Source organism: Gemmatimonas sp., assembly GCF_036405635.1.
Classification (GTDB): domain Bacteria; phylum Gemmatimonadota; class Gemmatimonadetes; order Gemmatimonadales; family Gemmatimonadaceae; genus Gemmatimonas.
Genome location: NZ_DASWXE010000209.1, coordinates 12,217 through 36,542, shown reverse-complemented (window position 1 = coordinate 36,542; position 24,326 = coordinate 12,217). Strand labels below are relative to the sequence as shown.

Genomic DNA, 24,326 nt, shown 5'->3' with positions numbered 1-24,326 from the left:
GTGGACCTGCGCCGCTACAATCGCCTTGGACCGCAGGCTCAGCTCAACATGCGCGTGGTGGCCGGTGGCTGGATGAATGGTGATGCCCTGCCCGTTCAGCGCCGACTGGCCGTGAGCGGCATCGACGCATTACCGGGCTTCGACTTCCGTCGCATGATCGGCAGCGCCGATGTGGGCACCTGCGCCACCGGTGAAGAGGCGGGATACATCGCGCTGGGCCGCCCCGCGCAGTGCGACCGCATGGTGCTGGCCCAGCTCGAGTGGAAGGGCGACTTCCGCCTCAACCTGTTCGGTGACGACAACTACGGTGATCGTCGCTGGGGATTCAACGGTGTGCGCGGTGACGGCACCTGGGTGATTTTTGCCAACTCGGGGCGTGGCTGGTTGGTGAGCAATGCCGGCAGCCCGTCGATCGACAATCTGACGTTTGGCCGCAGCAAGGTGCCGCCCATCAGCGGATGGCGTACGGACATCGGCGGCGGCTTCGACTTCGGCAGCTTCGGCGTGTACATCGCGCAGGCCGTTTCGGAAAGCGGTCAGTCGCCCAACGTGTACGTGCGCCTCTCGCGTCGCTTCTAGTCCGAACGCGTCACGTGCGCTCGATCCGCCCCCTCGTCTATCTCCTCGTGACGCTGCTGCTCCTCGTGAGCAGCAGCGTCGCGGCGTGGGCGCAAGGCAAGCCGGAGATCGATATTCGCATCAGTCAGACGGTGTACCCACCGGTGATCGCAGTGCGTGGTGTGCTGGCCGAAAAGCCGTTCGACGAAATGGTGCGCAGTGGTTTCCCGGCCCGGTTGCACGTACGGGCGGAGCTCTGGTCGGAAGGACGCTGGTTCGACGATGTCCACAGCCGCGCTGAGTGGGATGTGATCGTGCGCTACGACGTGATCGACCGTAGTTACGAGGTCGTGCGCCGCGTAGGTGGAGCGATCACGTCGCTGGGCAGCTATACGCGGTTTGCGGACGCGCGGGCGGCCATGGAGCTGGCTTATGCGCCAGGACTGTCCACACCGCAACGCGGCAAGAAGAGCTATGTGCTTGTACAGGCCGAGTTGCAGTCGCTGCAGGTGAGCGACCTGGACGAACTCGATCGCTGGCTACGCGGCGAAGCGGCACCCGCGGTGCAAGGCAAGCGCAGCCCGGCCTCGGCACTCACCCGCGGCGTGCGCACACTGGCGAGCCGGTTGCTGGGCGGAGAAGTGCGGAGACTGGAAGCGCGAAGTCCATCAATGGTGTTTTGAAGGACGGGGTCAGATCTCAGTCGTCAGATATCGGAGCTCTGAAGTCTGATATCTGACGGAGATAGAAAGTGAGAGATCAGACCATCCTAGATGTCAGAAGCCTGAGCACTGACGCCGGCCACCTGTCGTGTGCGACACAGGCTGAGGCAAACAGCGACGCATGGCCACAGGATCACATCCAGCGATGCGTCACGACGGTGGGCAGTCTGCCTCGTGCACTCAGATCTCTCATGTCTAGGAAGGTCTGATTTCTCACACTCTATATCCGTCGGATATCAGAGCTCTGATGTCTGAAATCTGACTTCTTTAAAGGTCAGGCCTCTTTCTTCTGTGTCGCGCCTTCGATTTTCTGCAGTTCGCGCAGTGTGTCTTCGCCGTAGAACGTGCGGATGTACTGCGCCTGAATCGGTGTAAGACGCCGCACTGCCCATGACAGGTGCACGAAGTGCGGCTCCGTGGGCACATGCATGGGGATCATCCCGATCTCCGACGGCAGACGATTCGCCTTGCGGGTGTTGCAGGAGCTGCAGGCGGTGACCACGTTGGACCACTCGTTCGTGCCACCGCGCGACATCGGGATGAGATGGTCGCGCGTGAGTGATTCCCGGGTCTTCAGTTCATTCGACCGACGACCGCAGTATTGGCACTGGTAGTCGTCACGGGCGAACAGGAACGTGTTGGTGACCTGTCGGCGAAAACGGCGCGGCACATGGACAAAGCGGGTCAACCGAATCACGGCGGGACGCGGGAACGCCCGCTTCTCCGACCGGACCGGCACGCCGGTTTCGGCTTCGACGATCTCCGCCTTGCCATCAATGACGAGACGCAATGCCCGCCGGAGCGGGACCATCGTCAGTGGTTCGTACGACGCATTCAGTGCGAGACATCCGGCGATCACGCCCTACCCTCCGCTGAATTGCTGCAGTCGACCAGGTGTCCCCAAAAACGAAACCCCGCTGTGGCGTCGACACGGGGCCGACCAGCACGCAGCGGGGAATGTTTGAGGACTAGAAACGCGCCATCCGAAGAACGGCCGTGCCCCTGACGGTACTCCGCCACTGACTACTGTGCGGTCTCAGGCCGCTCTGCGGGTACCGGGCACGGTGCATGCGCATATCGAAGCATATCACGCCGAACCGCGATGCCGCCACTGCTCCAGTCGCGCCGCGGTGGCGACCAGGCGTTCCATACTGCCGTCGATCAGTGCCGCGGCGCTGGATGTCACCAATCCGTTACGGACGAGCACCTCTCCAGCCACACTCACAAACGAGGCCTCGGCCCGCCCGCCCAGCACGTGCACCAGCGTTACCGCCGGATCGAACACGGGGCCAACGTCGGAGACCCGGAGCGGAAAGGCGGCGAGATCGGCGGCCTTTCCCGCTTCGAGAGTGCCTACCAGATGGCCCAGTCCGAGCGCTGCGCCGCCGCCCTGTGTCGCCAGATGCAGCGCGGTGTGCGTGTCGAGCGAATCCGGCGCACCAGACCGCACCGCGTGCATCAGCGTCGCCTGACGCGCCTCGTCGAGCAGGTGCATGCGATCATTGCTGGCCACCGAATCGGAGCCCAGCCCCACTGCGACACCGTGATGCAGCATGCGATCGAGCGGCGCGATGCCGTGCCCCAGTTTGGCGTTCGAGATGGGGCAGTGCACGATGGTAGCACCCGCCTCGGCCACGCGCCGGAGATCGTCATCGTCCACGCGGATGGCGTGAATCAGCAAGGGCTGGCAGTCCAGCACACCGCATGCATCCAGCAGGGCGATGGGTGAACGTGCCTGTGGGGCCACACCGATGCCGCGCGCACGCAGGCGCTCGGCAAACGGGCCATCGCCATCGCGCACAAACGCCGTTTCCGCCGCACTCTCCGCGATGTGCACGGCCATCGGGAGCGCGTGCGTGCGGGCGAGTCGCGCCGTGGCGGCGAAGAGCGGTGCGCTCACCGTGTACGGCGCATGGGGCGACACACCCACACGCACGAGCGCGGTATCCAGCGCCTGCAGTGCGAGCACACGCTCCTGCAGTCGCTCGATCGACGCCGAGCACTGCGCCGGATCCGGACCAAAGACCTCTACGTAGCCAATACCACGCACACCGAGTTCGCGCATCGCCTGCAAGGGCGCCGCGGAGTCGGTGGTATCGGCCATGGTGGTGATACCGTGCCGCAGTGCCTCGGCAATCCCCACACGTGAGGCGTCGACCAGGTCGCTTGGCGACAACAGATCGCGGCGCACTTCGGTCAGCGTGCGCAGCCAGTCCCGAAAATCGAATCCCTCGAGAAAGCCACGCAACGTCGTGAGCTCGAGGTGGGTGTGCGCGTTCACGAGTCCTGGCATCAGCGCCGCGGCCCCCAGCGCCTCCACCTGCACGCCATCACCGCGCAGATGGGGCGGGAGCTCCTGCAGCATCCCCACCCACTGAATGACGCCCTGCTCCACCAGCACACCGCCCGATCGGATGGGCGGTGACGCAATGGGCAGCACCCAGTCGGCCGTGTACAGCGTGGCCTGGGCGGTGCGTGACGAAAGAGCGGATGGCGAAGCGCCGACGGTCATGTCGGGCGCGATCTACTGCGGAGGGATGCGGAACGGATTGGTCGTGTCCCGCATGGACCGGATGCGTGCACTGTCGGCGCTCATCGGCGTCGGGCCGCCACCATCACTGCAGCTCTGCGTCGGCTCCCAGCCCTGCACGAAGAACTCCGTCACGACGCTGCCCATGCAGCTGCTGTTGGCCAGACGGCCGGTGACGACATCGATCTCGCGCGTCACCACACCGTCGGGACGCGGCCAGTCGGGCGGCTGCGGCTTGCGGCGATACACTTCGGTCATGAACGCCGCCCACGCGGGTGCGGCCAGTTCACCGCCCTGTGCATTCGACTTGATCTTCTGCGGGCGATCGAAGCCCATCCACACGCCGGCCACGAGATCGGCGGTGTAACCGATAAACCAGACGTCGGCGCCATCGTTGGTGGTGCCAGTCTTGCCGCCGGCAGGCACGCGGAAACCGTTGCTCCAGATGCGCGCCGCCGTGCCGCGCACCACCACGTCCTTCATCATGCTCACCATGAGCCACGCTTCTTCGGGAGACAGCACCGCTTCCCGATCGGGCGTGGGCTTCCAGATCACCTTGCCGTCAGCGTTCTCCACCTTGAGGATGGCATGCGGCGTGGTGTGCAAACCGAGATTGGCGAAGACCGAGTAGGCACCGATCATCTGCACCGGGTACACGTCGGCCGAGCCAATGAAGATGGACGGATACGGTGGAATGGGCGTGCTGATGCCGAAGCGCCGGGCCATGCTGATCACGGCATCCGTACCCACCGCCATGCCGGTGCGAATGGCCGGCAGATTGCGCGACATGTACAGCGCGCGACGCATGGGCAGATTGCCCTGGAACTTGAGATCGTAGTTCTGCGGGGTCCAGGTTTCGCCGCTCACCTGATCGAGCGCGATGGGGGAATCGTCCACCACCTGTGAGGGGCCGAAGCCCTCGTGCACCGCCGCGGCGTACACCACCGGCTTGAACGTGGACCCCGGCTGGCGCAGCGCCTGCACGGCACGATTGAACTTGGAGTCGCCAAAATCGCGTCCGCCAACCATGGCGCGCACGGCGCCACTGCGCGGATCGATGGCCACGAACGCGCCCTGCAGGTACGGCGAGTTGGCAGCACCGCGTTCGCCACCGTCGGCGCTCCGTGCGAGATAGCCTTCGTACGTGAGGTGCTTGTAGGCACCATGACGACCGGCCTCGATGGCCTGCAGCTGATTTTCGAGCGCTCGCTCGGAGGCCGTCTGCATGTCCACGTCGAGTGAGGTGTACACCTTGAGGCCTTCATCGTAGAGCCGCTTGCCGAAGTGCGACTCGAGCTCCTGGCGCACCCACTCCACGAAGTACGGCGCGATATCACCCGACTCCGCGCGTTCGGCCAGCTGCAGCGGGTATGCCTTGGCCAACGACGCATCGGCATCGTTGATGGCTCCGCCGCGCCGCATCAGTTCGAGCACGGTATTGCGACGCTGAATGGCCCGGTCGGAGAAGCGACGCGGGTTGTAGCGTTCCGGTCCCTTGAGCAGGCCCGCCAGGACCGCCGCTTCGGCCACGGTGACGTCGCGCACCGACTTACCGAAGTAGCGCTGTGACGCCGTTTCCACGCCGTAGGCGCCGTTACCGAGGTAGACCTGATTGAGATACAGCTCGAGAATCTTGTCCTTGGAGTAGCGGCGCTCGATGGCACGGGCCACACGGGCTTCCTTCACCTTGCGGAGCAGCGTCTTCTCGCGGGAAATGCGGTCGGAGAAGACGTTGCGGGCCAGCTGCATGGTGATGGTGGAGAAGCCCTGCGCGTAGCCGCCGGCGCGCAGGTTGCGCAGCGCGGCGCCGAAGATGCGGAAGTAGTCGATGCCGGCGTGCTGATAGAAGCGCCGGTCCTCGGTGATCACCACCGCGTCGCGCACATGCTTGGGGATGTCCTGGAGGCGCACCAATGTGCGGCGCTCCAGTCCCAATTCCGTGATGAAGCGCCCGTCGACGGCATAGACCTTGGACGTCTGCCGCGGCACGTACTCCTCGAGCGCGGCGATGGACGGGCAGCGACCGCTGCGGCAAATGACGGCCCAGGCGCCGGCGAGGACGCCGAATCCGATCGCTCCGCCAAGGAGCCCGATCACCAGCACCCACCCGATCCACGGGCGGCGCGTCAACACGGATGAAAGTGACATCACAGTTCTGAAGGCTACCGACAGGGGCCGCGACGCGCCACGTCGGGACCGGTTATCTTGAGCTCATGTCTGCACGACCTGCCCTTCTCGACGAGCTCGCGTGGCGCGAGCTGATCAGCCAACACACCGAAGGCCTGCCCGCGGCACTCGCCGCCGGTGTGGTCTCCGGCTACTGCGGCTTCGATCCCACGGCTTCCAGCCTCCACGTGGGGAATCTCATCCCCATCATGGGCCTGATGCACCTGCAGCGCGCGGGACATCGCCCGTATGCGCTGGTGGGCGGCGCAACGGGCATGATCGGTGATCCGAGTGGTCGGGCCAGCGAGCGGGTACTGCAGGGGCTCGATGCCATCCACGCGAACGCCGAGGCCATTCGCGCGCAGCTCAGCCGATTCCTCGACTTCGAGGGTCCGCGTGGCGCGAAGCTGGTGAACAACGTCGACTGGCTGTCGAAACTCTCGGTGCTGGATTTCCTGCGCGAGACAGGCAAGCACTTCTCGGTCAACTACATGCTGGCCAAGGACTCGGTGAAATCCCGCATCGAGGGCGGCATTTCATACACCGAATTTTCGTACATGCTCCTGCAGTCCCATGACTTCCTGGAGCTGAACCGCTCCGAGGGCGTGACGCTGCAGTTCGGCGGCAGCGATCAGTGGGGGAACATCACGGCGGGTCTCGAATTGATCCGGCGTGCCGGTGGCAAGGAATCCAACGGGCTGACCTTCCCCCTGATCACCAACGCCGACGGCACCAAGTTCGGGAAGAGCACCGGCGGCGGGTCGGTGTGGCTCGACGCGGAACGCACCTCGCCATACCAGTTCTACCAGTTCTGGATTGGCGCCGACGATCGTGACGTGTCCAAGTACCTGCGCTACTACACGTTGTTCTCGCAGGATGAGGTCACGGCGCTCGACGCCGAGGTCCGCTCGGCGCCCGAGAAGCGCGCAGCGCAGCGGGCACTGGCGGTGGAAGTGACGACGCGAGTGCACGGCGCCGAAGCGGCGCGGGTGGCGCAGGAAGTGTCGGCCCTACTGTTCGAGAAGGCCGACCCGCAGGGGCTGTCTGGTGAGGCGCTCAAGGCACTGCGTGCCGAGATTCCGTTCGCCGAGTACGCCCCACCGGCCGAAGGCGCGCCAGCCGAAGGCGCGCCAGCCGAAGGCATCGACGTGTATCAGTGCCTCACCCTGCTTGGCATCGCCGCCTCACGTGGCGCGGCCAAGCGCCTGCTCGAACAGGGCGGTGTGAGCATCAACGGTGTGAAGCTCGGTGCGGCGGATCGTGTTGTGGGAGAGGACCGTCTGCTGCGCGACCGGCATCTTCTGGTGCGCAAGGGGCAGCGTGAGTTCGGCCTGGTGCAGGTGCCGTAACGGGCTAACAGCGGGGGGAACGCAGATTGCACAGAACGGCACGGAAAAGCACAGATACCACCTAGAAAAAGGCCGACGAGAGTCGTGGCAAGATTGCGACTCAGCGCGCTAGGGTTGTATCTGCGAAAATCTGCGCGTTCTGTGTCATCTGTGTTCTCGGTAGTTCAGCAGTCTTTCAGGGTACTCCGTCACCCATCGAGCAACGCCAACACCCGGTCCATCTCCTCGAGCGTGTTGTAGCTGTGCGGCGAGAGGCGAATGGCTCCTTCGCGCACCACATGTGTCACGTGTGCGTTCTTGAGGACCGTGGCCATCGCGTCGAGACGCTGGGGCGCGAATGACAGGACGCCGGCGCGACGCGCTGGGTCGGCCGGGGTGATCAGGCTTACATCCTTGCGACCGGATGCCCACTGCACCACACGGTCACCGAGCCGCTCGAGGTGCTTTGCGATGTTGGCTACGCCCAGCTCGAGTAGGAGCGATGTGGACGCGTTGGCGGCGGCAAAGTCCTGATAGGCCAGCGTCACCACTTCGAACCGACGGGCGTCGTCGAAGAAATCGAACTCGTAGTCGGTGAGGCGCGTGTAGTCGACTGACGCCTTCATGCAGGCCCAGCCCACGTCGTGCGGTTCGAGCGACGTCACCAGTTCACGGCGCACGTACACAAAGCCCGTCCCCCAGGGACTGAGCTGCCACTTCTGCGCACCGCTGGCGAAGATGTCCACCGGCAAGGCATGCAGATCGATCGGACGCACGCCGCAGCCCTGGATCCCGTCGACGATGAAGAAGACCCCGCGCGCCCGACAGGCGTTGCCGATACGCGCGAGGTCGGCCACGAAACCGTTCGCGAACTGCACCCACGACACTACGACGGCCACCACATCGGAGCGGTTGCCGATGGCTTCGAGCAGGGCATCTTCGTCAGGAATGCCGTCGCGCTTGGGTATGAGGTCGAGCGTGATGCCACGTGAACCGAGCGCCTGAAACGGATACACGCAGCTCGGGAACTCGCCATCGAACGTGAGGATCGCGCCCGGACGCAGTGGCAGCGCGCGTGCGGCGAGATTGAGCCCATACGTGGTGTTGGGCATCAGTGCGATTTCGTCCGCATCCGCACCAACCAGCGCCGCAAACTGACTGCGCGCGGTGGCCGCCGCTTCCTGCATCAACGGAAACGGCAACTGATGTGGACGTGAACGCATCGTCGTCCATTCGGCGGTGACGTCGACTGTGCGCTGCGGCAGCGGCCCCACCGACGCCGCGTTGAAGTAGATGGCCGGGTCGTTGGCCATCCACGGGTACTCGCGCGCGCGCAGTGCGGCGACATCAAGAGGCGTCGACATGTATCCAGCCGGTGTGAAGGGAGATGACGGTCATGCGAGCGATCCGATCAACTGCGCCGCTCAGCCCGCGGATCGAGGGCGTCGCGCAGGGCATCGCCGAGCAGGTTGAATCCGAGTACTGCCGCACCGATGGCCAGACCCGGGGCCAGCGACGTCCAGGGTGCATCACGCAACTGCGCGAGGTCGCGGCCGTCAGCGATCATCGCGCCCCAGCTGGGTGTAGGTGGTTGCACACCGAGTCCAAGAAATGACAGTGCGGCCTCCGCCATGATCGCGCCGGCAATGCCGAGCGTCCCGGCGATCACCACCGGCGCCACGACATTGGGCAGGATGTGCCGGGCCACGATGCGACCATCGCGCGCGCCGAGGGCCCGCATGGCCTGCACGTATTCGAGCTCACGCACCACCAGCACCTGCCCACGCACGAGGCGCGCCATCGCCGCCCAGCCCACCACGCCGATCACCACGCAGACCACCGTGAGCGATGGCTCAAATGCGGCGGCCATGGCGATGAGCAGCAGCAAGCTCGGGAACGCCAGTGTGACATCGGCCAGACGCATGATCACTTCGTCGGTCCAGCGTCCGCGATAGCCGGCCACCAGTCCCAACACCACGCCGATCCCCAGTGCAATGCCCTGCGACGCGATGCCGACGAGAAGCGAAACACGCGCCCCGAAGATCAGTCGCGACCACACATCCCGTCCCTGCGCATCGGTACCGAGCCAATGGTCACCCGACGGTGCCTCGAGCGCGTGACGCAGATCGATGCGCGCAGGATCGTGTGTCGTCACGAGTGGCGCCGCCATGGCCAGTACGATGATCAGCATCACTACGAGCGCACCGAACCAGCTGCGTCCATCGCGTCGCAATCGCTCGCTCGCACTCACGATCTAGACCCGGCGGAGGACGTGGTCTTCGAAGTCCGATCGCGGGATGGCGCGCCACCCGCCTTCACCAGTTGCGCCGTGGCCTCATCGACAAACGCCTCCCAGCCATGCTCGCGTTGCGCCTTGTGGCGTGCGGCTTCTCCCATGGTGCGGCGTACCGTCCGGTCGCCGAGCAAGCGGGCCAACTCCATGACGAGCGACACGGAGGTCACCGTGCCACCGGCCGACGCGACCTGATCGAAGAACCCGGTGATCGCCGGTGCGACGAGTACCGATGCCGCGGCGTCGTGCGCCATCACCACAGGGATACCCTGGCTCATGGCCGCCATCGTGCAGATCGCGCCACCGTCGCCTTGATCGGCAACCCAGAGCGCTGTCGCGCCTCGCTCATGGAGGCCAAGCAACGATTGCACAGAACGGATGGACAGGGCGGAAGTGAGGTCGAGTGCAGCCGCGTGCACCCGTGCACTTTGCATCCCCTCCGGCTCGCCCAGCAAGGTGACCTTGAGATCGGAATGTCGCCGGCGCAGGTGCGCCGCGGCCCGGAGCGCCGTGGCAGTGTGTCCGTCGTATGGGGCGCTTTCTTCGGTCTCCGCATGCGGCGGCGCGGGCAACACGAGGAGCTCTGACGTCAGCCCGGTCTCGTGCACCTCGTCGTCCGGGGCGGCACTTGGCCAACTGAGTGCAGGAGACCGACGCCCCCATTCCACGATACGTGCCCGTGTCCGTCCAAAGGACCAGCGACTGCCGCCTGCATCGTCAGACGCTTCGCGCTCGTCGAGCCCCAACAGTCGCAGCACGCCACCACGGGCACCCATCGCAGCCGATGCGAGGCGCGCATCGGCCTCTGATCGCACCAGCACCACATCGGGGCGCAACGCGCTCACCACCTCCCTCACGGCAGATGTGTGCCGCGAGGACTCCACGCTGCCGAATGTGCGCACGGAGAGTCGCGGCCACCCAGTTGTCACGGCCCGGTCGACGGCGCTGCGATGGATGCCAGCGACCGCGACGACTTCACCGCGCGCATGCAAGGCCGCCGCCAGGTGCAGCAGCAGCTGCACATCGGGGGTGAAGCGCAATGCCGTTGTCAGCACGAGCACGCGCATCGTAGCCTACTCGTCTGCCGACGCTGGACCTTGCTCGGCCGATACCAGCATGGCATCGGAGTCTTCATCGACCACAACAGCGCGACGATCAAACTGCAACGAATGGAGACGCGCATACGCGCCATCCTGCGAAAGCAGCCCGGGGTGCGTGCCTTCCTCGATGAGACGCCCCCCATCGAGCACCAAAATGCGATCCGCGTGCTGAATGGTGGCCAGGCGATGCGCGATGACGAACACCGTGCGTCCCACGAGCAGATTGTCGATCGCTTCCTGCACCAGCCGTTCGCTCTCCACGTCGAGCGCCGATGTGGCTTCGTCGAGAATGAGAATCGGCGGATCGGAGACCAGAGCGCGGGCAATGGCGAGGCGCTGGCGCTGTCCGCCGGACAACCGCGTGCCGCGCTCTCCAAGATTGGTCTCCCACCCTTGGGGCAGGGCTTCGATGAAACCGAGTGCGTTTGCGGCGCGCGCGGCCGCATCGAGCTGCGCCTGCGTGGCATCGGGGCGACCGAAAGCGACGTTGGCGCGCACGGTGTCATTGAACAACACCGTATCCTGGCTGACGATGCCGATCAGCGACCGGAGGGCATCGAGACGGATTTCGCGCAGGTCCACACCATCGAGCAGGATGCGTCCCGAGGTGGGATCGAGGAAGCGCGGCACGAGATCGACCAGCGTACTCTTGCCCGCACCACTCGCCCCGACCAGCGCGATGACCTCGCCCTTCTGCGCCGTGAAGCTCACATCGGCCAGCGCCACGGCATGGGCGTCGTACTGGAAGCCCACGCCATCGAACGTGACGCTGTGCGCGAACGTGGCCGTGGTCCGCGTGCCGCGGTCATTGGCGGTCTCCGTGGGCGCATCCAGGATCTCGAAGATGCGCTCAGCGCTAGCCAGCGACTGTTGCGCCGCGGCAGGAACCTGCGAGAGCTGCTTGAGCGGCTGCAGCAGACGCATCACCTGCACGAGAAACACGAGCAGCTCGGCGCCGGTGAGCGTCTCCTGTACGAGCACGAGCTGGGCCCCGTACCAGAGAATGGCCACCGCGGTGAACGTGCCCAGCGTTTCGGTGACGGGGCCCGACAAGAGCGCCAGCCGACCCACGCGCACAAAGCCCTTGGCGTAGGCCTGATTCTGCGTCACGAAACGGTGCTCTTCGCGCGCCTCTGCGCGGTACGACTTCACCAGTCGCACCCCGCTCACGACCTCCTGCACGAGACTGGTCATCTCGCCCTGCTCATTGCCCAGCCGGCGGTAGCCGCGGCGCAATTTGCGCAACACGGGCTGAATCGCACCGATGGTGAGGGGCGCGATGACGAGCGCCGCCAGCGACAGGCGCCAGGACGTGGTGAACATCGCCACGAGCGTGGCCAGCACCTGAGCCGCACTCCACATGGAGCGCGTGACGAGCTCGGTGACGACGGTCTTCGCGTTGCTGGTGTCGTTGAGCACCCGGGCGATGATCTGCCCCACCTTGTTGCGCGTGAACCAGGGCAACGGCAGCCGCAGCAAGTGTGCATAGAGCCCGCTGCGCAGGTCACGCACCACGTACTCCTGCAACTGCACGCCCACCTGCCCGCTCAACCAGATCAGCGTGTTCTTCAGTGTGACCGCGGCAATCACGATCAGCATCACGTTGCGCAACGAGGCCATGCGGTTCTGCTCGTCGAGCAGGAAGCCGATGGACGCCTCGAGCACCCGCCCGATGGTGCCCGTGGTGGGCAGCAACTGGTCGGTCTTGAAGAACGCGTTGAAGAACGGCACGAGCAGCGTGAAGGAGAACACGTCTGCCACCGCAGCGGCGGCGTTGAGCAGGACGACCGCCGCCAGCTTGCCCTTGTGCGGCCCCACGAAGCGCCACAGGCGGCGCCAGAGTTGCGATGCCGGTGTGCGGAAGGCGCCTGTGGCCGCCGTGGCCGCGCTCATGAGCCGTGCATAGTGAAGGACATCACGACTACCGCTTGGGTGTCAGCAGCGACACCGGCAGAATGCACTCTTCCGGCGAAACGCCGCCATGGAGGAATGAGCCCCGGTAGCGCCCCTGATACTCACGCAGCTTGGTGGGATACACGAAGAACGTGTCACCCGCGGCCAGCAGCGTATTGTTGCCCGGCCCGCGATGCGGCAGGCGGAGATCGTCGGGATTGCTGAAGAGCAGCGCCTGTTCAGGCCGTTCGGCGCGGATATCCTCGCCGAACTTGTAGCGCAGGTTGGCCGTCGCATCGCGCTTCGCAAACACCGTCGCCGGTGAATTGCAGTGCAGCGCGCCATGGTCGCTGGTCACCACCACCGACACGTTGCGGCGTGACGCTTCCTTGAGCAGCGAGAACAGGGCAGACCGCTCGAACCACTGCCGCGTGAGCGCACGCAGCGCGATCTCATCGCGCGCCACTTCGTACAGAATCATCGACTCCGAACGCCCGTGGGTGAGCATGTCGACGAAATTGAACACGAACGCGTGCACGCCCTCACCGGCGATGGCCGCGGGCAGGTGCCGCTCGAGATCGTCGGAGTCGGCCGCCGTGGTGAGCTTCTGGTAGCGCACATTCACCGGCACGTTCAGCTCGGCCAGATGCGCCGCCAGCAACTCCTTCTCGTGCGCGTTCAGCGCCTCGTCGTCGCGCTCACCCCACCAGTCGGGAAAGCGCGCGGCGATCTCCCCCGGAAAGAGCCCGCTGAACAGCGCATTGCGCGCGTATGGCGTGGCCGTTGGCAGAATCGAGTAGTAGTGCGTCGTCTCCACGTCGAACAAGCCGCTGAGCGACGGTTCGAGCGCACGCCACTGGTCGAGGCGCAGACAATCGATGACGATGAAGATCGCCTTGCGGTCGCGGGCAAGCAGCGGCAGCAGGAACTCGGTGACCACGTCCACCGACAGTGGCGGACGATCCCCATCGAGCTCCCGCAGCCAGCGCGGATACTCAGTGCGGATAAACGTCGCGAACTCCCGGTGCATATCGGGATACAGCCCGCGCAGCGACTCGTGCAGACCGAGCTCGCCAGCATCCGCGAGATCGACATCCCACTGCATCAACTCGGCAAAACGCTCGATCCACCCGCGCCAGTCGAGACCCGCATAGCGCTCCTGCTCGATTGCGCGAAAACGTTCGACGAACGCACGGGCCAGCGCCTGCGAGCGGATGAGTGGGCCATCGAGAATGCGGGTGATGACCGTGAGCACCTGCCGCGGCGTGACCGGCTTGACGAGGTAGTCACGGATGTTGGCCCCGATGGCTTCCTTGAGCGTGGTGTCTTCTTCGCTCTTGGTGACCATGACCACGGGCAACATGGGCGAGATCTCGCGGATGTCGCGATAGGCATCGAGCCCGCGCGTGCCAGGCATCTGTTCGTCGAGCAGCACCAGATCGTACGGGTGCCGGCGCAACAGCTCCAGGGCGTCGTCGGCATTGGTTGCCGTCTCCACCCGATAGCCCTTTTCCTCGAGGAGCAGCCGGTGCGGCTCGAGGAGCTCCGCTTCGTCGTCCACCCACAGAATCGTTTTTGCCGGCTGCGCCATCCGGACAAGATACCCGATGCGTCGAACGCGGGTCCAGCGAGCAGCCACTTGCGTACGCGATTCGCGGGGCGTGCGTGATGGCGAGGCCGTCGGCAAACGTTATGTTCCGCCCGTGCATATCGAGCCCCTCCCATACGCCCTCGAGCCCCTGCGTTTCCCGTTCCCGGCACTCTCCGCCTTGGCGGGGCGGCTGCCTCTGGGCGGCGGACGCGAGGTGGCACTTGCAGCGCTCACCACAGCCCGGCTCGCGCAGGGACTGAGCATCGAGGAGGCGCTGCCCACCGCCGATCGTGCCTCGCGGGCGGTGGCGGCCAAGGTCTGGCTGGCGTCGCTGGCACTGCCGCCCGCCACACGCGCTCCTTTTGTACGGTGCGTGGAGACCACCACGGGCACCGCATTGCAGGTGGCCGGGGCGCTACGCAGCCTGGTCGCGGCGACAGGAAACCACCTCGACGGCCCGTCCATTCAGGAACTCGAACGCCTGGCCCGCCAGCTGGCCGGGACCTGAGCCGGTGAGCCACGACAGCGATATCTCGCCCCTCACCCGAATCGTGGCCCGCCTCGACCGGATGGGCGGTGGCACCGAAGACGGGTTGGACGTGGCGGTGACGGTGGGCGAGATCGATCCGAATCTCGTGGCGAGTGGCTTCCCCTCTATCGATCGCGCGATCGGCGACGGCTTCCGGCGCGGTGAGCTCGTGGTGCTGGGCGGGGACGACAGCGCAGGATGCTCGGCGCTTGCCATGGCCATCGCGTGCCGGGCGGACCGCCGAGCATTGCTGCTGACCAGCGAAATGCTGCCCGAACGCGCGTATGAGCGCGCCCTGGCGACGTCGGCGCGGGTGTCGCTGGAAGCGCTGCGGCTTGGCGTGGTCTCGTCTGACGAACGCACGCGGCTGGCCACGGCCGCCCTGGCGCTGCGCGACCGTGCGCCGGTGGTGGAGACGCTGATGGGCGGCGGCGTACCGGCGGTGGCGCGGGCACTCGAAGCGTCGCCCGATGTATCGCTGGTGGTGGTGGACACACTCGAGGGGTTGCTCGACGACGCCTCGTCACCAAACGACGCGCTCGGCCATGCGGTGCTTTCGCTCAAGCGGCTGGCGTTGCGGCAACAGGTGGTCGTACTGCTCACCGCCCACCTCCCGGCACTGGACCGGCAACGCGCCGACCGTCGCCCGCGCCTGACAGACTTTGGCATTGGCGGCGCTGTGGGTACACACGCCGACCTGGTCTTCGGGCTCTATCGCGAGGAGCTCTACGAGGTGGACCTCGGTGTCACCGGTGCCACCGAGCTACTGGTGCTCAAGCACCGCGATGGGCCGCGGGGATATGTGGACCTGTATTTCGACAGCCGGTTCGGCCGCTTCGAGGACGTACTCGAGGAGTAGCCGGGGAGCAGGGCCCACGGGTTCACCGAATGCGCTGGCGTCGGCATATTTCGGTGATCGACACGAGCAACGACTTTCCCGGTAGCGAGACAGGACGATGGCTGGCCACAGCAAATGGAAAACGATCAAGCGCGCGAAGGCGGCGACGGACAACAAGCGCGGCGCGCTGTTCACCCGCCTGATTCGCGAAATCACGATGGCGGCGAAGCTGGGCGGTGGCGACCCGAACGGTAATCCGCGCCTGCGTACGGCCATCGACAACGCCAAGGCGGTGTCGATGCCGAAGGACAACATCGAGCGTGCCATCAAGAAGGGCACGGGCGAGCTCGAAGGCGTCGATTACGTCGAAGTGCTGTACGAGGCGTACGGCCCAGGCGGCGTGGCCATCATGATTGCGGCCGTCACCGACAATCCCACGCGGACCGTGGCCGACGTGCGCCACAAGCTCTCGCGCAACAACGGCAACATGGGCACCACCAACTCGGTCGCCTTCATGTTCGACCGCAAGGGGCAGATGACGGTGCCTGCGCAGGGTGTGGTGGAAGACACGCTGATCGAGGCGGCCCTCGAGGCCGGCGCCGACGATGTGGTGAATGACGGTGAGTCGTTCGTGATCACCACGGAGCCGGCTGCGCTGCACGCCACCAAGGAAGGCCTCGAAAGCAAGAAGTACACGGTGGAGAACGCCGAACTCGCCTGGGTGCCGAAGAACACGGTGAAGGTGGAAGGCGACAACGTGGCGCAGCTGCTCAAGCTGCTCGAGGCGCTCGAAGAGCTCGACGATGTGCAGAAGGTCGATGCCAACTTCGAGATGGACGACGACGCGATGGCCGACGCGTGACCCGACCGTCGCTCGTGCTCGGGATCGATCCCGGCACGGCGGTGACCGGATATGGGGTGGTGGCCAGCGATGGTCGCACCACCACCCTGGTGGAGTGCGGCGTGATCCGCACCAATGCCAAGGAACCCTTGGCCAGCCGACTATTCGACATTCACGAAGGCGTGCGGGAACTGATCTCGCGTCATCGACCGGACACGCTCAGCATTGAAGACGTGTTCTACGCACGCAACGTGCGCACCACGGTGGTGCTGGGCCATGCGCGCGGCGTGATTCTGCTGGCCGGCCAGCAGTCGGCGCTGACGATTCACGAGTACACGCCGACGGCCATCAAGAAGGCCATCACCGGCCGCGGTGCGGCCACGAAGGAGCAGGTGCAGTACATGGTGGCGCGCCTGCTCCGACTCAAGAGCGCGCCGGAACCCGCCGACGCGGCCGATGGTGTGGCTGCGGCGCTGTGTGCCTGCCTGGCGTTCAACCCACCCGCTGTGAGCGCAACCATGCCCGGCACCGGGACCTCTCCGTCCATCATTTCCTCGAAGGCCTTCCGTCGATGATCTCGCAGGTTCGTGGCACCCTGATGCATCGCGAGCTCGATCGCGTGGAGATCATGACGGCCGGCGGCGTGGCCTATGAATGCCTGATCCCCTTGCCGGTCTTCGAGTCCCTGCCAGCCATAGGTGATACGCTCACGCTGCACACCCACCTGGTGGTGCTCGAGCACGGGTGGAACCTCTACGGGTTCTCCCATGCGCACGAACGCGCTGTGTTCCAGAAGCTGCTGCACGCCAAGGGCGTGGGGCCGGCGCTGGCGCTGGGTATCCTCTCCGCACTCACGACCGATCGCGTGGTGCGTGCGCTGCAGGAGAAGGACGTCACGACGCTGATGCGCGTGCCGCGCGTGGGGCGCAAAAAGGCCGAGCAGATCATTCTCGACCTGGCCGACAAGATCGACACCGTCAGCCTTGCGCCGACAACAGGAACGGCGCCATCACCGGTGGGTGACGACGCTGTTCGCGCACTCGTGGCGTTGGGCTACAATCAGATGGAAGCCGATCGGGCAGTGCGCGCCGTGGTGGACAGCGGCGCGCCCCGCGATGTCAGTGCCCTTGTGCGTGGTGCGCTGTCGCGGCTCACGGCCAAGTAGCACCACGTCCCATCGACGCCGGATCATCGGACTGAACAGGCGGCGGGTGGTCCGGGGTCTCCGAACCACCTGCGGCGAGACTGTCAGGCTCGCGGACTCAATCCGTCCACGAGCGTCGTGCGATAGGCTTTCCATGCCGGCACAAAACCAATGAGCATGCCGGACACGATGACAATGGCGAGATAGATGTATTCCGTCTGCCCCAGCGCGCGCAGCGCGAGATGCAGACCGAAGCGCTGTTCGATGGGCCCCTGCGCGAGCGCAAGCCCGGCGTACACCGCCGCCACGCCGATCACGCACCCGATGATCGCCAGCATGGTGCTCTCGATCACCAGCAAGGCAATGATGGTGCGCGGGCCTGCGCCGATCGCCCGCAGAATCGCCATCTCACGGCGACGCGCTTCGAGTGACGAATAGAGCGCCACCAGCATGCCCGTGATGCTGATCGCCACGGCGAACATCGCGATCACGCGCAGCCCAACTTCAGCGCTGCCGATGTTCTGCCACAGTTCGCCCAGCGCCACGCCGGGGATGATGGCCGTGAGCGGCTCCACGAGATCCGTATTCATCTCGCGCTGCAACATCAGGGCTTCGAACCGATTCTTCGTGCCCACGAAAAACGCGGTGATCTGGTCGTCGCCGTGATCGTGATGCTCCTCGGCGCTGTCTGCAGGCGCCGCAGCAGTCGGTGCCGGCTTCGCGGCCTGCTGACGACGTTCGGCCGCCGCAGTACGCGCCGCCTCCGCCGCCTTGTTCACCTGCTCCATCACCGCCGGTGGCGGCTCGGCACCCGGCATCACCAGCGGTGCACCCTGTGCCGGCGCCGTGGCCGCAGCGGGCGGTGGGGAGGCGCCCGGCATCACCATCGGCGTGCCCGGGGGCGGCTCTGCACCAGGCATGGCCATCGGCGTACCCGGAGGCGGTGCCACCGGAACGGCTGCCGCCCGACGCTTGTTCGCCTCGATGATCGATTCCTTCGAGCCCGGCGCCGGCCGGGACGCCGCTGCCCGCTTGGGTGCCGAATCGGGTCGCGGCGAGATCACTCGCGGCGGCGCCGTCTCCGTGCCCTCGTGCATCGCTTCGATGCCCTCGAGCGTGACGTACACCGAGCGGTCGATGGGCGTGAACGTCCGCTGCAGCACACCGACCACATGGAACGGATGCGCATCATGATTGGACGTGCCGATATCGCGCAGCCCATGCGTGACCACCACCGGCGTGCCCACCGTGTACTTGAGACGCTCGGCCACTTCACTGCCGATGACGACTTCGGAATCGGCTTCTGCAGCGCGACCGGCCGCGAACACGATCTTGTTGTTCTGACGGTACCGATAGCGCTCGTAGAACTCGGTACTCGTGCCCACCACCCGAAAGCCGCGGTGGCTGTCGCCCAGCGAGTACGGCACCACCCACTTCACGGCCGGATGTTCGGCCCAGTGTTCCATGGTGGACAGCTTCACCGAACCGGCCGGTGAACCGATACCAAAGACGCTGCTGAGCAGAATCTGCAGCGTGCCACCACGCGCGCCCACAATGAGGTCCACGCCGCGGATGGTGCCGGCAAAACTCTCGCGCACGCCAGCACGCACCGTCTCGATGCCCACGAGCAACGTGACCGACAGCGCGATGGATGCCACCGTCAATGCCGTGGTGAGCAATCGGCTGCGCAATGACGCCAGCGCGAGTCGCAGTATGAGCATCATGCGCCGGCCCCCGTGCGCTGGGCCGCGTGATTGATCTCCCCCAGCTCCACGATGCGCGAGAAGAGCGGCATGAGCGTGTGATCGTGGCTCACGAAGATGAGCGTGGCGCCCGCCTTCTCACACGAACGGAACAGCAGCTCGAGAAATTGCTCGCGCCGATCGGTGTCGAGCGCACTGGTGGGCTCATCGGCAATGACGACTTCGGGATGCCCGATGAGCGCCCGCGCTGCCGCCACGCGCTGCTGCTGACCCACGCTCAGCTCCGCGATGGGCGAGTCGAGATAACGCGCGATGTCGAGCTGCGAGGCGACATCCTGCACCGCTTCGTCGAACGACTGCGCACCCAGACGCTGTCGGCGCTGGGCCTCGAGGCGGATGGGCAGCAGGATGTTCTCCCGCACCGAGAGGTACGGGATGAGGTTGAACATCTGGAACACGTATCCGAGATGGCGGGCGCGGAAAGCATCACGCGCACCGCTCGACATGGCCGCGAAGTTCTGTCCCAGGACACGCACTTCACCGCTGGTGGCCTGCAGTACACCTGCGAGAAGGCCGAGCAGCGTGGTCTTGCCACTGCCGCTCGGCCCATGCAGAAAGACTGTTTCGCCACGGGCGATGGTCAGCGAATCAATCGCCAACACGTCGCGCCCCGCCTTGTAGGCGAAGCGCACCCGGGAAAGCTCAACGGCCGGTGCGGCCGCTGCGCCCGTCATTTCGACGAGTAGGGTTCGACCTTGAGGCCTTCGAGCTGATAGCCCACGGTACCGTAGGGGCTTTCGATCGAGGAAATCTTGAGGCGACCCGACATCCACACCGCATCGAACAGGTTGAGCTTGACGGACTTCTTGCCCGACATCTCGACCATCACGATCTGGTTTGGCGGCGGCGGCGGCGTGTGCACACAGGCGCCGTAGTACGGCACCAACAGGAACTCGGCGCCTTCCTCCTGGAAGTCGTCGAGCGGCACCACGAAGCCCGGCAGGCGCACCATCTTCCCATCCAGCTTCTTCAGCGTGTCGGTCGACGTGCCGTTGGAGTAGTCGAGACCGGCCAGCACGCGCCAGTCGATGTTGACCGCATCGTCGGCAGGAGCCGCGACGGGCTTGGCGGGCACACGAGCAGCCTGCGCGGCCTTGGACGGCGCGGGGCGTGTGGGCTTGGCCGGAGTCGTGAACGCGGACGAAGCCACCACAAGGGCGGCGAGGCCGGTCAGGGAACGCACGGAGCTGAGGCGACGATGCATGGAAGTCTGGCTCGCTGGCAGGACGGGAATCTCATGAAGATACGCAGTCACAGCCGGAATGCTGCATGAAAACGCTCTGGCACCACATACCCCCGCCACGGCCGGGGGTGCCGGGCTATGTTCAGGGGCATGAGCCGCGCCGAGATCACCACCCCGGAAGCGCTGTCTGAAGACGGCGCCGTCGAGCTGTCCCTTCGCCCCCAGCGGCTGGCCGAGTTCATCGGGCAAAGCCGGGTGAAGGAGAGCCTGGCCATCGCGCTCGACGCCGCCCGGGCCCGGAAGGAGCCGGTCGACCACCTGCTGTTCTTCGGCCCGCCGGGGTTGGGCAAGACGACCCTGGCCGATCTCATTGCGCGCGAACTCGGGGTCAACCTCACGGTCACCTCCGGCCCCGCCCTGGAGAAACCCGGTGATCTGGTCGCCCCGCTCACCAGCCTGCGCGAAGGCGACGTCCTGTTCATCGACGAAATCCATCGTCTGCGACCGGTTATCGAAGAGTTCCTCTATTCGGCGATGGAGGATTTCCGCATCGACATCCGGCTGTCCGACGGCCCGAATGCGCGCACGGTGCCCATGAACATCGAGCGTTTCACGCTCGTGGGCGCCACCACGCGACTCGGCATGCTGACAGCGCCGCTGCGTGCGCGCTTCGGCATCGTCCACCAGCTCGGGTTCTATCCAGTGGACGATCTGGAGGTGATCGTCCGTCGTACGGGCGAGGTGTTGCGTGTGGAAATGGACGCGGCCGGTGCGCATGAGATCGCGCGACGCTCCCGCGGCACGCCTCGCGTGGCCAACCGTCTGCTGCGTCGCGTACGTGACTACGCTGAAGTGCGCGCGAACGGCCGCATCACGCAGGAGGTGGCCGAGGCAGCGCTGGCCCTGCTCGACGTGGATCATTTCGGCCTCGATGACATGGACGGGCGCCTGCTGCGGGCGATCATCGAGAAGTTCGAAGGCGGGCCCGTGGGGCTGAGCACGATGGCGGCGGCCATCGGTGAGGATCCCGGCACGATCGAGGAGGTATATGAACCGTTCCTCGTACAACACGGATTTCTGCAGCGCACACCGCGGGGCCGTGTCGCGACCGCTCGTGCATTCCGGCACCTCGGATTCGTCCCACCTGCGGGAAGCGCGGAGCAGCCCGGTCTCTTCTGAACCGTTGCGTCAAACGGTTGTATCGATTGTCTTACAGGGCTCTCATGACTGCCCCGTCCAATTCTCCGGACGGTGCGGACCCCGACACCGCTCTCCTGCAGGATTTGCGTCCTGAGCAGGAACGCGCGATCGGGGATCGCACCTCCGACTACGACTATGAGCTCCCCGACGAGCGCATCGCCCAGCTCCCTCTCGAGCCGCGCGATGCGAGTCGTTTGCTTGTGGTGGATCGGGAAACCGGCTCGCTGGCGCATCGGAATTTCCGCGACATCCTGTCGCTGATCCCGGCCGGCGATGCGGTGGTGCTCAACACGACGAAGGTGTTCCGGGCGCGTTTGCTCGGTCACCGCGAGAGTGGTGGACCAGCCGAGATCCTGTTGCTGCGTCATGTCCGCGACGCGCACTACGAAGCGATGATCCATCCGGGTGGCAAGCTGCGCCCGGGCCGCATGGTGACGATTGCGCCGGGTTTCACGGTGGAGATCGTGGACACGACTCCGCGCCGCACACGCATCGTGAAGCTGCATGCGCCGGACCTGCCGTCGGTACAACACGCGATCGAACAGCACGGACATATCCCCCTGCCGCCGTACATCGAGCGCGCGGATACCGATGCCGATGCCACGCGCTACCAGACCATCTATGCGGCGCAGGCCGGATCGGTGGCGGCACCCACGGCCGGGCTGCACTTCACCGACGACCTGCTCGCCGCACTCAATGCGCGCGGTGTGGAACGCGTGAATGTGCTGCTGCATGTGGGCGCGGGTACGTTCCGACCGGTGAGTGATGACGATCCGGCGCTGCATGTCATGCACGAGGAGTGGTGCGAAGTCACGGCCGACGCCGCGGCGCGGCTCAACGCGGTTCGCGCCCGTGGGGGCAAGATCTGGGCAGTGGGCACCACCTGTGTGCGCACCATCGAAACGGCCGCGACTGCGGATGGCATCATCCATCCGTATCTCGGAGAGACCAACATCTTCCTGCGGCCGCCGTACCGTTTTCGCGGTGTGGACCACCTGATCACGAATTTTCACCTCCCCCGCTCCACCCTGATCATGCTGGTGGCCGCGTTTGCGGGATATGATCTCACGATGCAGGCGTATCGCACGGCGGTGGCCGAGCAATACCGGTTCTACAGCTATGGCGATGCGATGGTCGTGTTGTGAGCGGATTTTCCTTCACGGTTGAAGGCACGGACGGCGAAGCGCGCGCGGGCCTGTTCCAAACGCCACACGGCCCAGTGCAGACGCCGCAGTTCATGCCCGTGGGCACGCTGGCGTCGGTCAAGGCACTCGATCCGGATGATCTGCACCGCCTTGGCGCGACCATGGTACTGTCGAACGCCTACCACCTGCGCCTGCGACCAGGTGATGAAACGGTGCGCGCATTTGGCGGCCTGCATCGCTTCATGCAGTGGGATGGCCCGATGCTCACCGACTCTGGTGGGTTTCAGGTGTTCTCGCTGGAAGGACTGCGCACCATTCAGGAAGACGGCGTGGAGTTTCGCAGTCACCTCGATGGGTCGCGGCAGCAGTTCACCCCCGAATCGGTCATGCGCATCGAGCGCAACCTGGGCGCCGACGTGATCATGCAGTTCGATCATGTCGTGCCGGGGCAGTCGCCGTACGACCTGGCGCAGGAGGCCATGGAGCGGAGCGTGCGCTGGCTCGAGCGGTGCCGCGTGGCCTTCGATCAGCTGCAGCGCGAGGACACGCTCGCTCCCAGCCCCGAGCAGGCGCTGTTTCCCATCGTGCAGGGCGGCATTCACGCCGAGCTGCGCCGGGCATCGGCGTCGGCCATTCAGGGCGTGAGCGACTGGGTGGGGTACGGCATCGGCGGCCTCTCGGTGGGAGAGGCCAAGCCGGACATGTACGCCATGCTGGACGTGGTGAACGAGGTGCTGCCCCGGCACCGTCCCCGCTACCTCATGGGCGTGGGATTCCCGGAGGATCTCGTGGAGGGTGTGGCGCGCGGCGTCGACGTGTTCGACTGCGTGGCCCCGACCCGCATGGGCCGGACGGGCGCGTTTTTCACCACCACCGGCCGGCGGAGCATCAAGAACGCCGCGTGGCGGCTGGACCAGTCCCCGCTGGACCCTGAGTGCAGTTGTGTGGCCTGCGCCCGGTTTTCCAAGGGGTACATCCGGCACCTGTTCGTGGCGGAGGAAATCCTCGGACTGCGCCTCCTGAGCCTCCACAATGTACATTTCCTCGTGGCGCTGATGCGCGAGGCCCGGGACGCCGTCCTGGCCGGAACCTTTGCGGGCTGGAGTCGTGACTGGCTCGCCCGATATCACTCCCGCTCGACTGTCTCATGACCGCTTCCGTCATTGCCAGCTTTGCCCTTCTGCAGGCGTCGCCGACCACCGCGATCCCGCAGATGATTTTCATGTATGGCGCGATCTTCGCGATCTTTTATTTCGTGCTCATCCGCCCGCAGCAGAAGCAGCGCAAGCGGCACGACGAAACGGTCCGCACCCTCAAGAAGGGTGATGAGATCGTGACAGCCGGTGGCATTGTGGGCGAAGTGCTGCACATCGCCGCGCAGGGAAAGGACGGCGCCGCCACGATGGAAGACCGCATCACGATCAAGTCGGGTGAATCGCGACTGATCATCGAGCGCGGCCGTATCGCCCGCGTGGGTTCCGCCACCACGCCCGCGGCCTGAG

General features: G+C 65.7%; 23 protein-coding genes. 12 read left to right on the top strand and 11 right to left on the bottom strand.

Annotated features, from left to right (window positions below):
* Together VGE27_RS16800 and VGE27_RS16795 are read left to right on the top strand one after the other, a co-directional pair.
* Positions 1 to 579: hypothetical protein (locus tag VGE27_RS16800; RefSeq protein ID WP_331050832.1), on the top strand; the 579-nt coding region annotated here is incomplete at its 5' end.
* 14 nt (positions 580 to 593) lie between these two features.
* Positions 594 to 1,241 carry a hypothetical protein gene (locus tag VGE27_RS16795; protein WP_331050831.1) on the top strand — a complete coding sequence of 216 codons (648 nt, stop codon included), beginning with the start codon at positions 594 to 596 and terminating at the stop codon, positions 1,239 to 1,241.
* Between the two features lie 313 nt (positions 1,242 to 1,554).
* Here VGE27_RS16795 and VGE27_RS16790 read toward each other — a convergent pair whose 3' ends face one another.
* The 3 genes from VGE27_RS16790 to VGE27_RS16780 form a co-directional block, all read right to left on the bottom strand.
* Positions 1,555 to 2,139: an HNH endonuclease gene (locus VGE27_RS16790; RefSeq protein WP_331050830.1), complete on the bottom strand. Its 585-nt coding sequence runs from the start codon at positions 2,137 to 2,139 to the stop codon at positions 1,555 to 1,557.
* A gap of 228 nt (positions 2,140 to 2,367) precedes the next feature.
* Complete coding sequence (locus VGE27_RS16785) at positions 2,368 to 3,792, bottom strand: amidohydrolase family protein (protein WP_331050829.1); 1,425 nt, start codon at positions 3,790 to 3,792, stop codon at positions 2,368 to 2,370.
* Positions 3,793 to 3,804: 12 nt separating this feature from the next.
* Complete coding sequence (locus VGE27_RS16780) at positions 3,805 to 5,958, bottom strand: PBP1A family penicillin-binding protein (protein WP_331050828.1); 2,154 nt, start codon at positions 5,956 to 5,958, stop codon at positions 3,805 to 3,807.
* Between the two features lie 65 nt (positions 5,959 to 6,023).
* Here VGE27_RS16780 and tyrS point away from each other — a divergent pair, with 65 nt between their 5' ends.
* The gene (gene tyrS / locus VGE27_RS16775) at positions 6,024 to 7,325 is read left to right on the top strand and encodes a tyrosine--tRNA ligase (RefSeq protein WP_331050827.1); all 1,302 of its coding nucleotides are present in this window, start codon (positions 6,024 to 6,026) and stop codon (positions 7,323 to 7,325) included.
* A 188-nt stretch (positions 7,326 to 7,513) separates the two neighbouring features.
* On the opposite strand, the gene VGE27_RS16770 is transcribed toward tyrS, so the two are convergent.
* Genes VGE27_RS16770 through VGE27_RS16750 form a run of 5 tightly spaced genes read right to left on the bottom strand, consistent with a single transcriptional unit; the run spans position 7,514 to position 14,181 of the window.
* Complete coding sequence (locus tag VGE27_RS16770) at positions 7,514 to 8,668, bottom strand: aminotransferase class V-fold PLP-dependent enzyme (protein WP_331050826.1); 1,155 nt, start codon at positions 8,666 to 8,668, stop codon at positions 7,514 to 7,516.
* 47 nt (positions 8,669 to 8,715) lie between these two features.
* Entirely contained in the window at positions 8,716 to 9,555 is an 840-nt protein-coding gene (locus VGE27_RS16765) for an ABC transporter permease (protein ID WP_331050825.1), read from the bottom strand.
* Positions 9,552 to 10,664: a glycosyltransferase gene (locus VGE27_RS16760; protein ID WP_331050824.1), complete on the bottom strand. Its 1,113-nt coding sequence runs from the start codon at positions 10,662 to 10,664 to the stop codon at positions 9,552 to 9,554. Before VGE27_RS16760 ends, VGE27_RS16765 begins: the two co-directional genes overlap by 4 nt.
* A gap of 6 nt (positions 10,665 to 10,670) precedes the next feature.
* Positions 10,671 to 12,590, bottom strand: coding sequence for an ABC transporter ATP-binding protein (locus tag VGE27_RS16755; RefSeq protein WP_331050823.1), 1,920 nt, complete (start codon positions 12,588 to 12,590; stop codon positions 10,671 to 10,673).
* 28 nt (positions 12,591 to 12,618) lie between these two features.
* Positions 12,619 to 14,181: a response regulator gene (locus VGE27_RS16750; RefSeq protein WP_331050822.1), complete on the bottom strand. Its 1,563-nt coding sequence runs from the start codon at positions 14,179 to 14,181 to the stop codon at positions 12,619 to 12,621.
* Between the two features lie 112 nt (positions 14,182 to 14,293).
* Between VGE27_RS16750 and VGE27_RS16745 the strand changes: the two genes are divergently transcribed.
* From VGE27_RS16745 to ruvA, 5 genes are all read left to right on the top strand, one after another.
* A complete protein-coding gene (locus VGE27_RS16745; protein ID WP_331050821.1) occupies positions 14,294 to 14,689 on the top strand; it encodes a hypothetical protein in 396 nt (131 codons plus the stop codon).
* A 4-nt stretch (positions 14,690 to 14,693) separates the two neighbouring features.
* On the top strand, positions 14,694 to 15,569 hold the full coding sequence (locus VGE27_RS16740) for a DnaB-like helicase C-terminal domain-containing protein (protein ID WP_331050820.1): 876 nt from the start codon (positions 14,694 to 14,696) through the stop codon (positions 15,567 to 15,569).
* 97 nt (positions 15,570 to 15,666) lie between these two features.
* On the top strand, positions 15,667 to 16,410 hold the full coding sequence (locus VGE27_RS16735) for a YebC/PmpR family DNA-binding transcriptional regulator (RefSeq protein WP_331050819.1): 744 nt from the start codon (positions 15,667 to 15,669) through the stop codon (positions 16,408 to 16,410).
* Positions 16,407 to 16,964: a crossover junction endodeoxyribonuclease RuvC gene (gene ruvC, locus VGE27_RS16730; RefSeq protein WP_331050818.1), complete on the top strand. Its 558-nt coding sequence runs from the start codon at positions 16,407 to 16,409 to the stop codon at positions 16,962 to 16,964. Before VGE27_RS16735 ends, ruvC begins: the two co-directional genes overlap by 4 nt.
* Positions 16,961 to 17,554: a Holliday junction branch migration protein RuvA gene (ruvA, locus tag VGE27_RS16725; RefSeq protein ID WP_331050817.1), complete on the top strand. Its 594-nt coding sequence runs from the start codon at positions 16,961 to 16,963 to the stop codon at positions 17,552 to 17,554. The genes ruvC and ruvA overlap by 4 nt, the downstream gene beginning before the upstream one ends.
* A gap of 83 nt (positions 17,555 to 17,637) precedes the next feature.
* Here ruvA and VGE27_RS16720 read toward each other — a convergent pair whose 3' ends face one another.
* The 3 genes from VGE27_RS16720 to VGE27_RS16710 are packed head-to-tail and all read right to left on the bottom strand — an operon-like array spanning position 17,638 to position 20,500.
* Complete coding sequence (locus VGE27_RS16720; RefSeq protein ID WP_331050816.1) at positions 17,638 to 19,257, bottom strand: ABC transporter permease; 1,620 nt, start codon at positions 19,255 to 19,257, stop codon at positions 17,638 to 17,640.
* Positions 19,254 to 19,970, bottom strand: coding sequence for an ABC transporter ATP-binding protein (locus VGE27_RS16715; RefSeq protein ID WP_331050815.1), 717 nt, complete (start codon positions 19,968 to 19,970; stop codon positions 19,254 to 19,256). The genes VGE27_RS16720 and VGE27_RS16715 overlap by 4 nt, the downstream gene beginning before the upstream one ends.
* Positions 19,967 to 20,500: a DUF3299 domain-containing protein gene (locus VGE27_RS16710; protein WP_331050814.1), complete on the bottom strand. Its 534-nt coding sequence runs from the start codon at positions 20,498 to 20,500 to the stop codon at positions 19,967 to 19,969. The genes VGE27_RS16715 and VGE27_RS16710 overlap by 4 nt, the downstream gene beginning before the upstream one ends.
* A 129-nt stretch (positions 20,501 to 20,629) precedes the next feature.
* Here VGE27_RS16710 and ruvB point away from each other — a divergent pair, with 129 nt between their 5' ends.
* The 4 genes from ruvB to yajC are packed head-to-tail and all read left to right on the top strand — an operon-like array spanning position 20,630 to position 24,325.
* Complete coding sequence (gene ruvB / locus VGE27_RS16705; RefSeq protein WP_331050813.1) at positions 20,630 to 21,658, top strand: Holliday junction branch migration DNA helicase RuvB; 1,029 nt, start codon at positions 20,630 to 20,632, stop codon at positions 21,656 to 21,658.
* Between the two features lie 44 nt (positions 21,659 to 21,702).
* Positions 21,703 to 22,824: a tRNA preQ1(34) S-adenosylmethionine ribosyltransferase-isomerase QueA gene (gene queA / locus VGE27_RS16700; protein WP_331050812.1), complete on the top strand. Its 1,122-nt coding sequence runs from the start codon at positions 21,703 to 21,705 to the stop codon at positions 22,822 to 22,824.
* Positions 22,821 to 23,975 (top strand): tRNA guanosine(34) transglycosylase Tgt, encoded by a 1,155-nt coding sequence (tgt, locus tag VGE27_RS16695; RefSeq protein WP_331050811.1) that lies wholly within the window; start codon positions 22,821 to 22,823, stop codon positions 23,973 to 23,975. The genes queA and tgt overlap by 4 nt, the downstream gene beginning before the upstream one ends.
* Complete coding sequence (gene yajC / locus VGE27_RS16690; protein ID WP_331050810.1) at positions 23,972 to 24,325, top strand: preprotein translocase subunit YajC; 354 nt, start codon at positions 23,972 to 23,974, stop codon at positions 24,323 to 24,325. The genes tgt and yajC overlap by 4 nt, the downstream gene beginning before the upstream one ends.
* Position 24,326 lies beyond the last annotated feature (1 nt).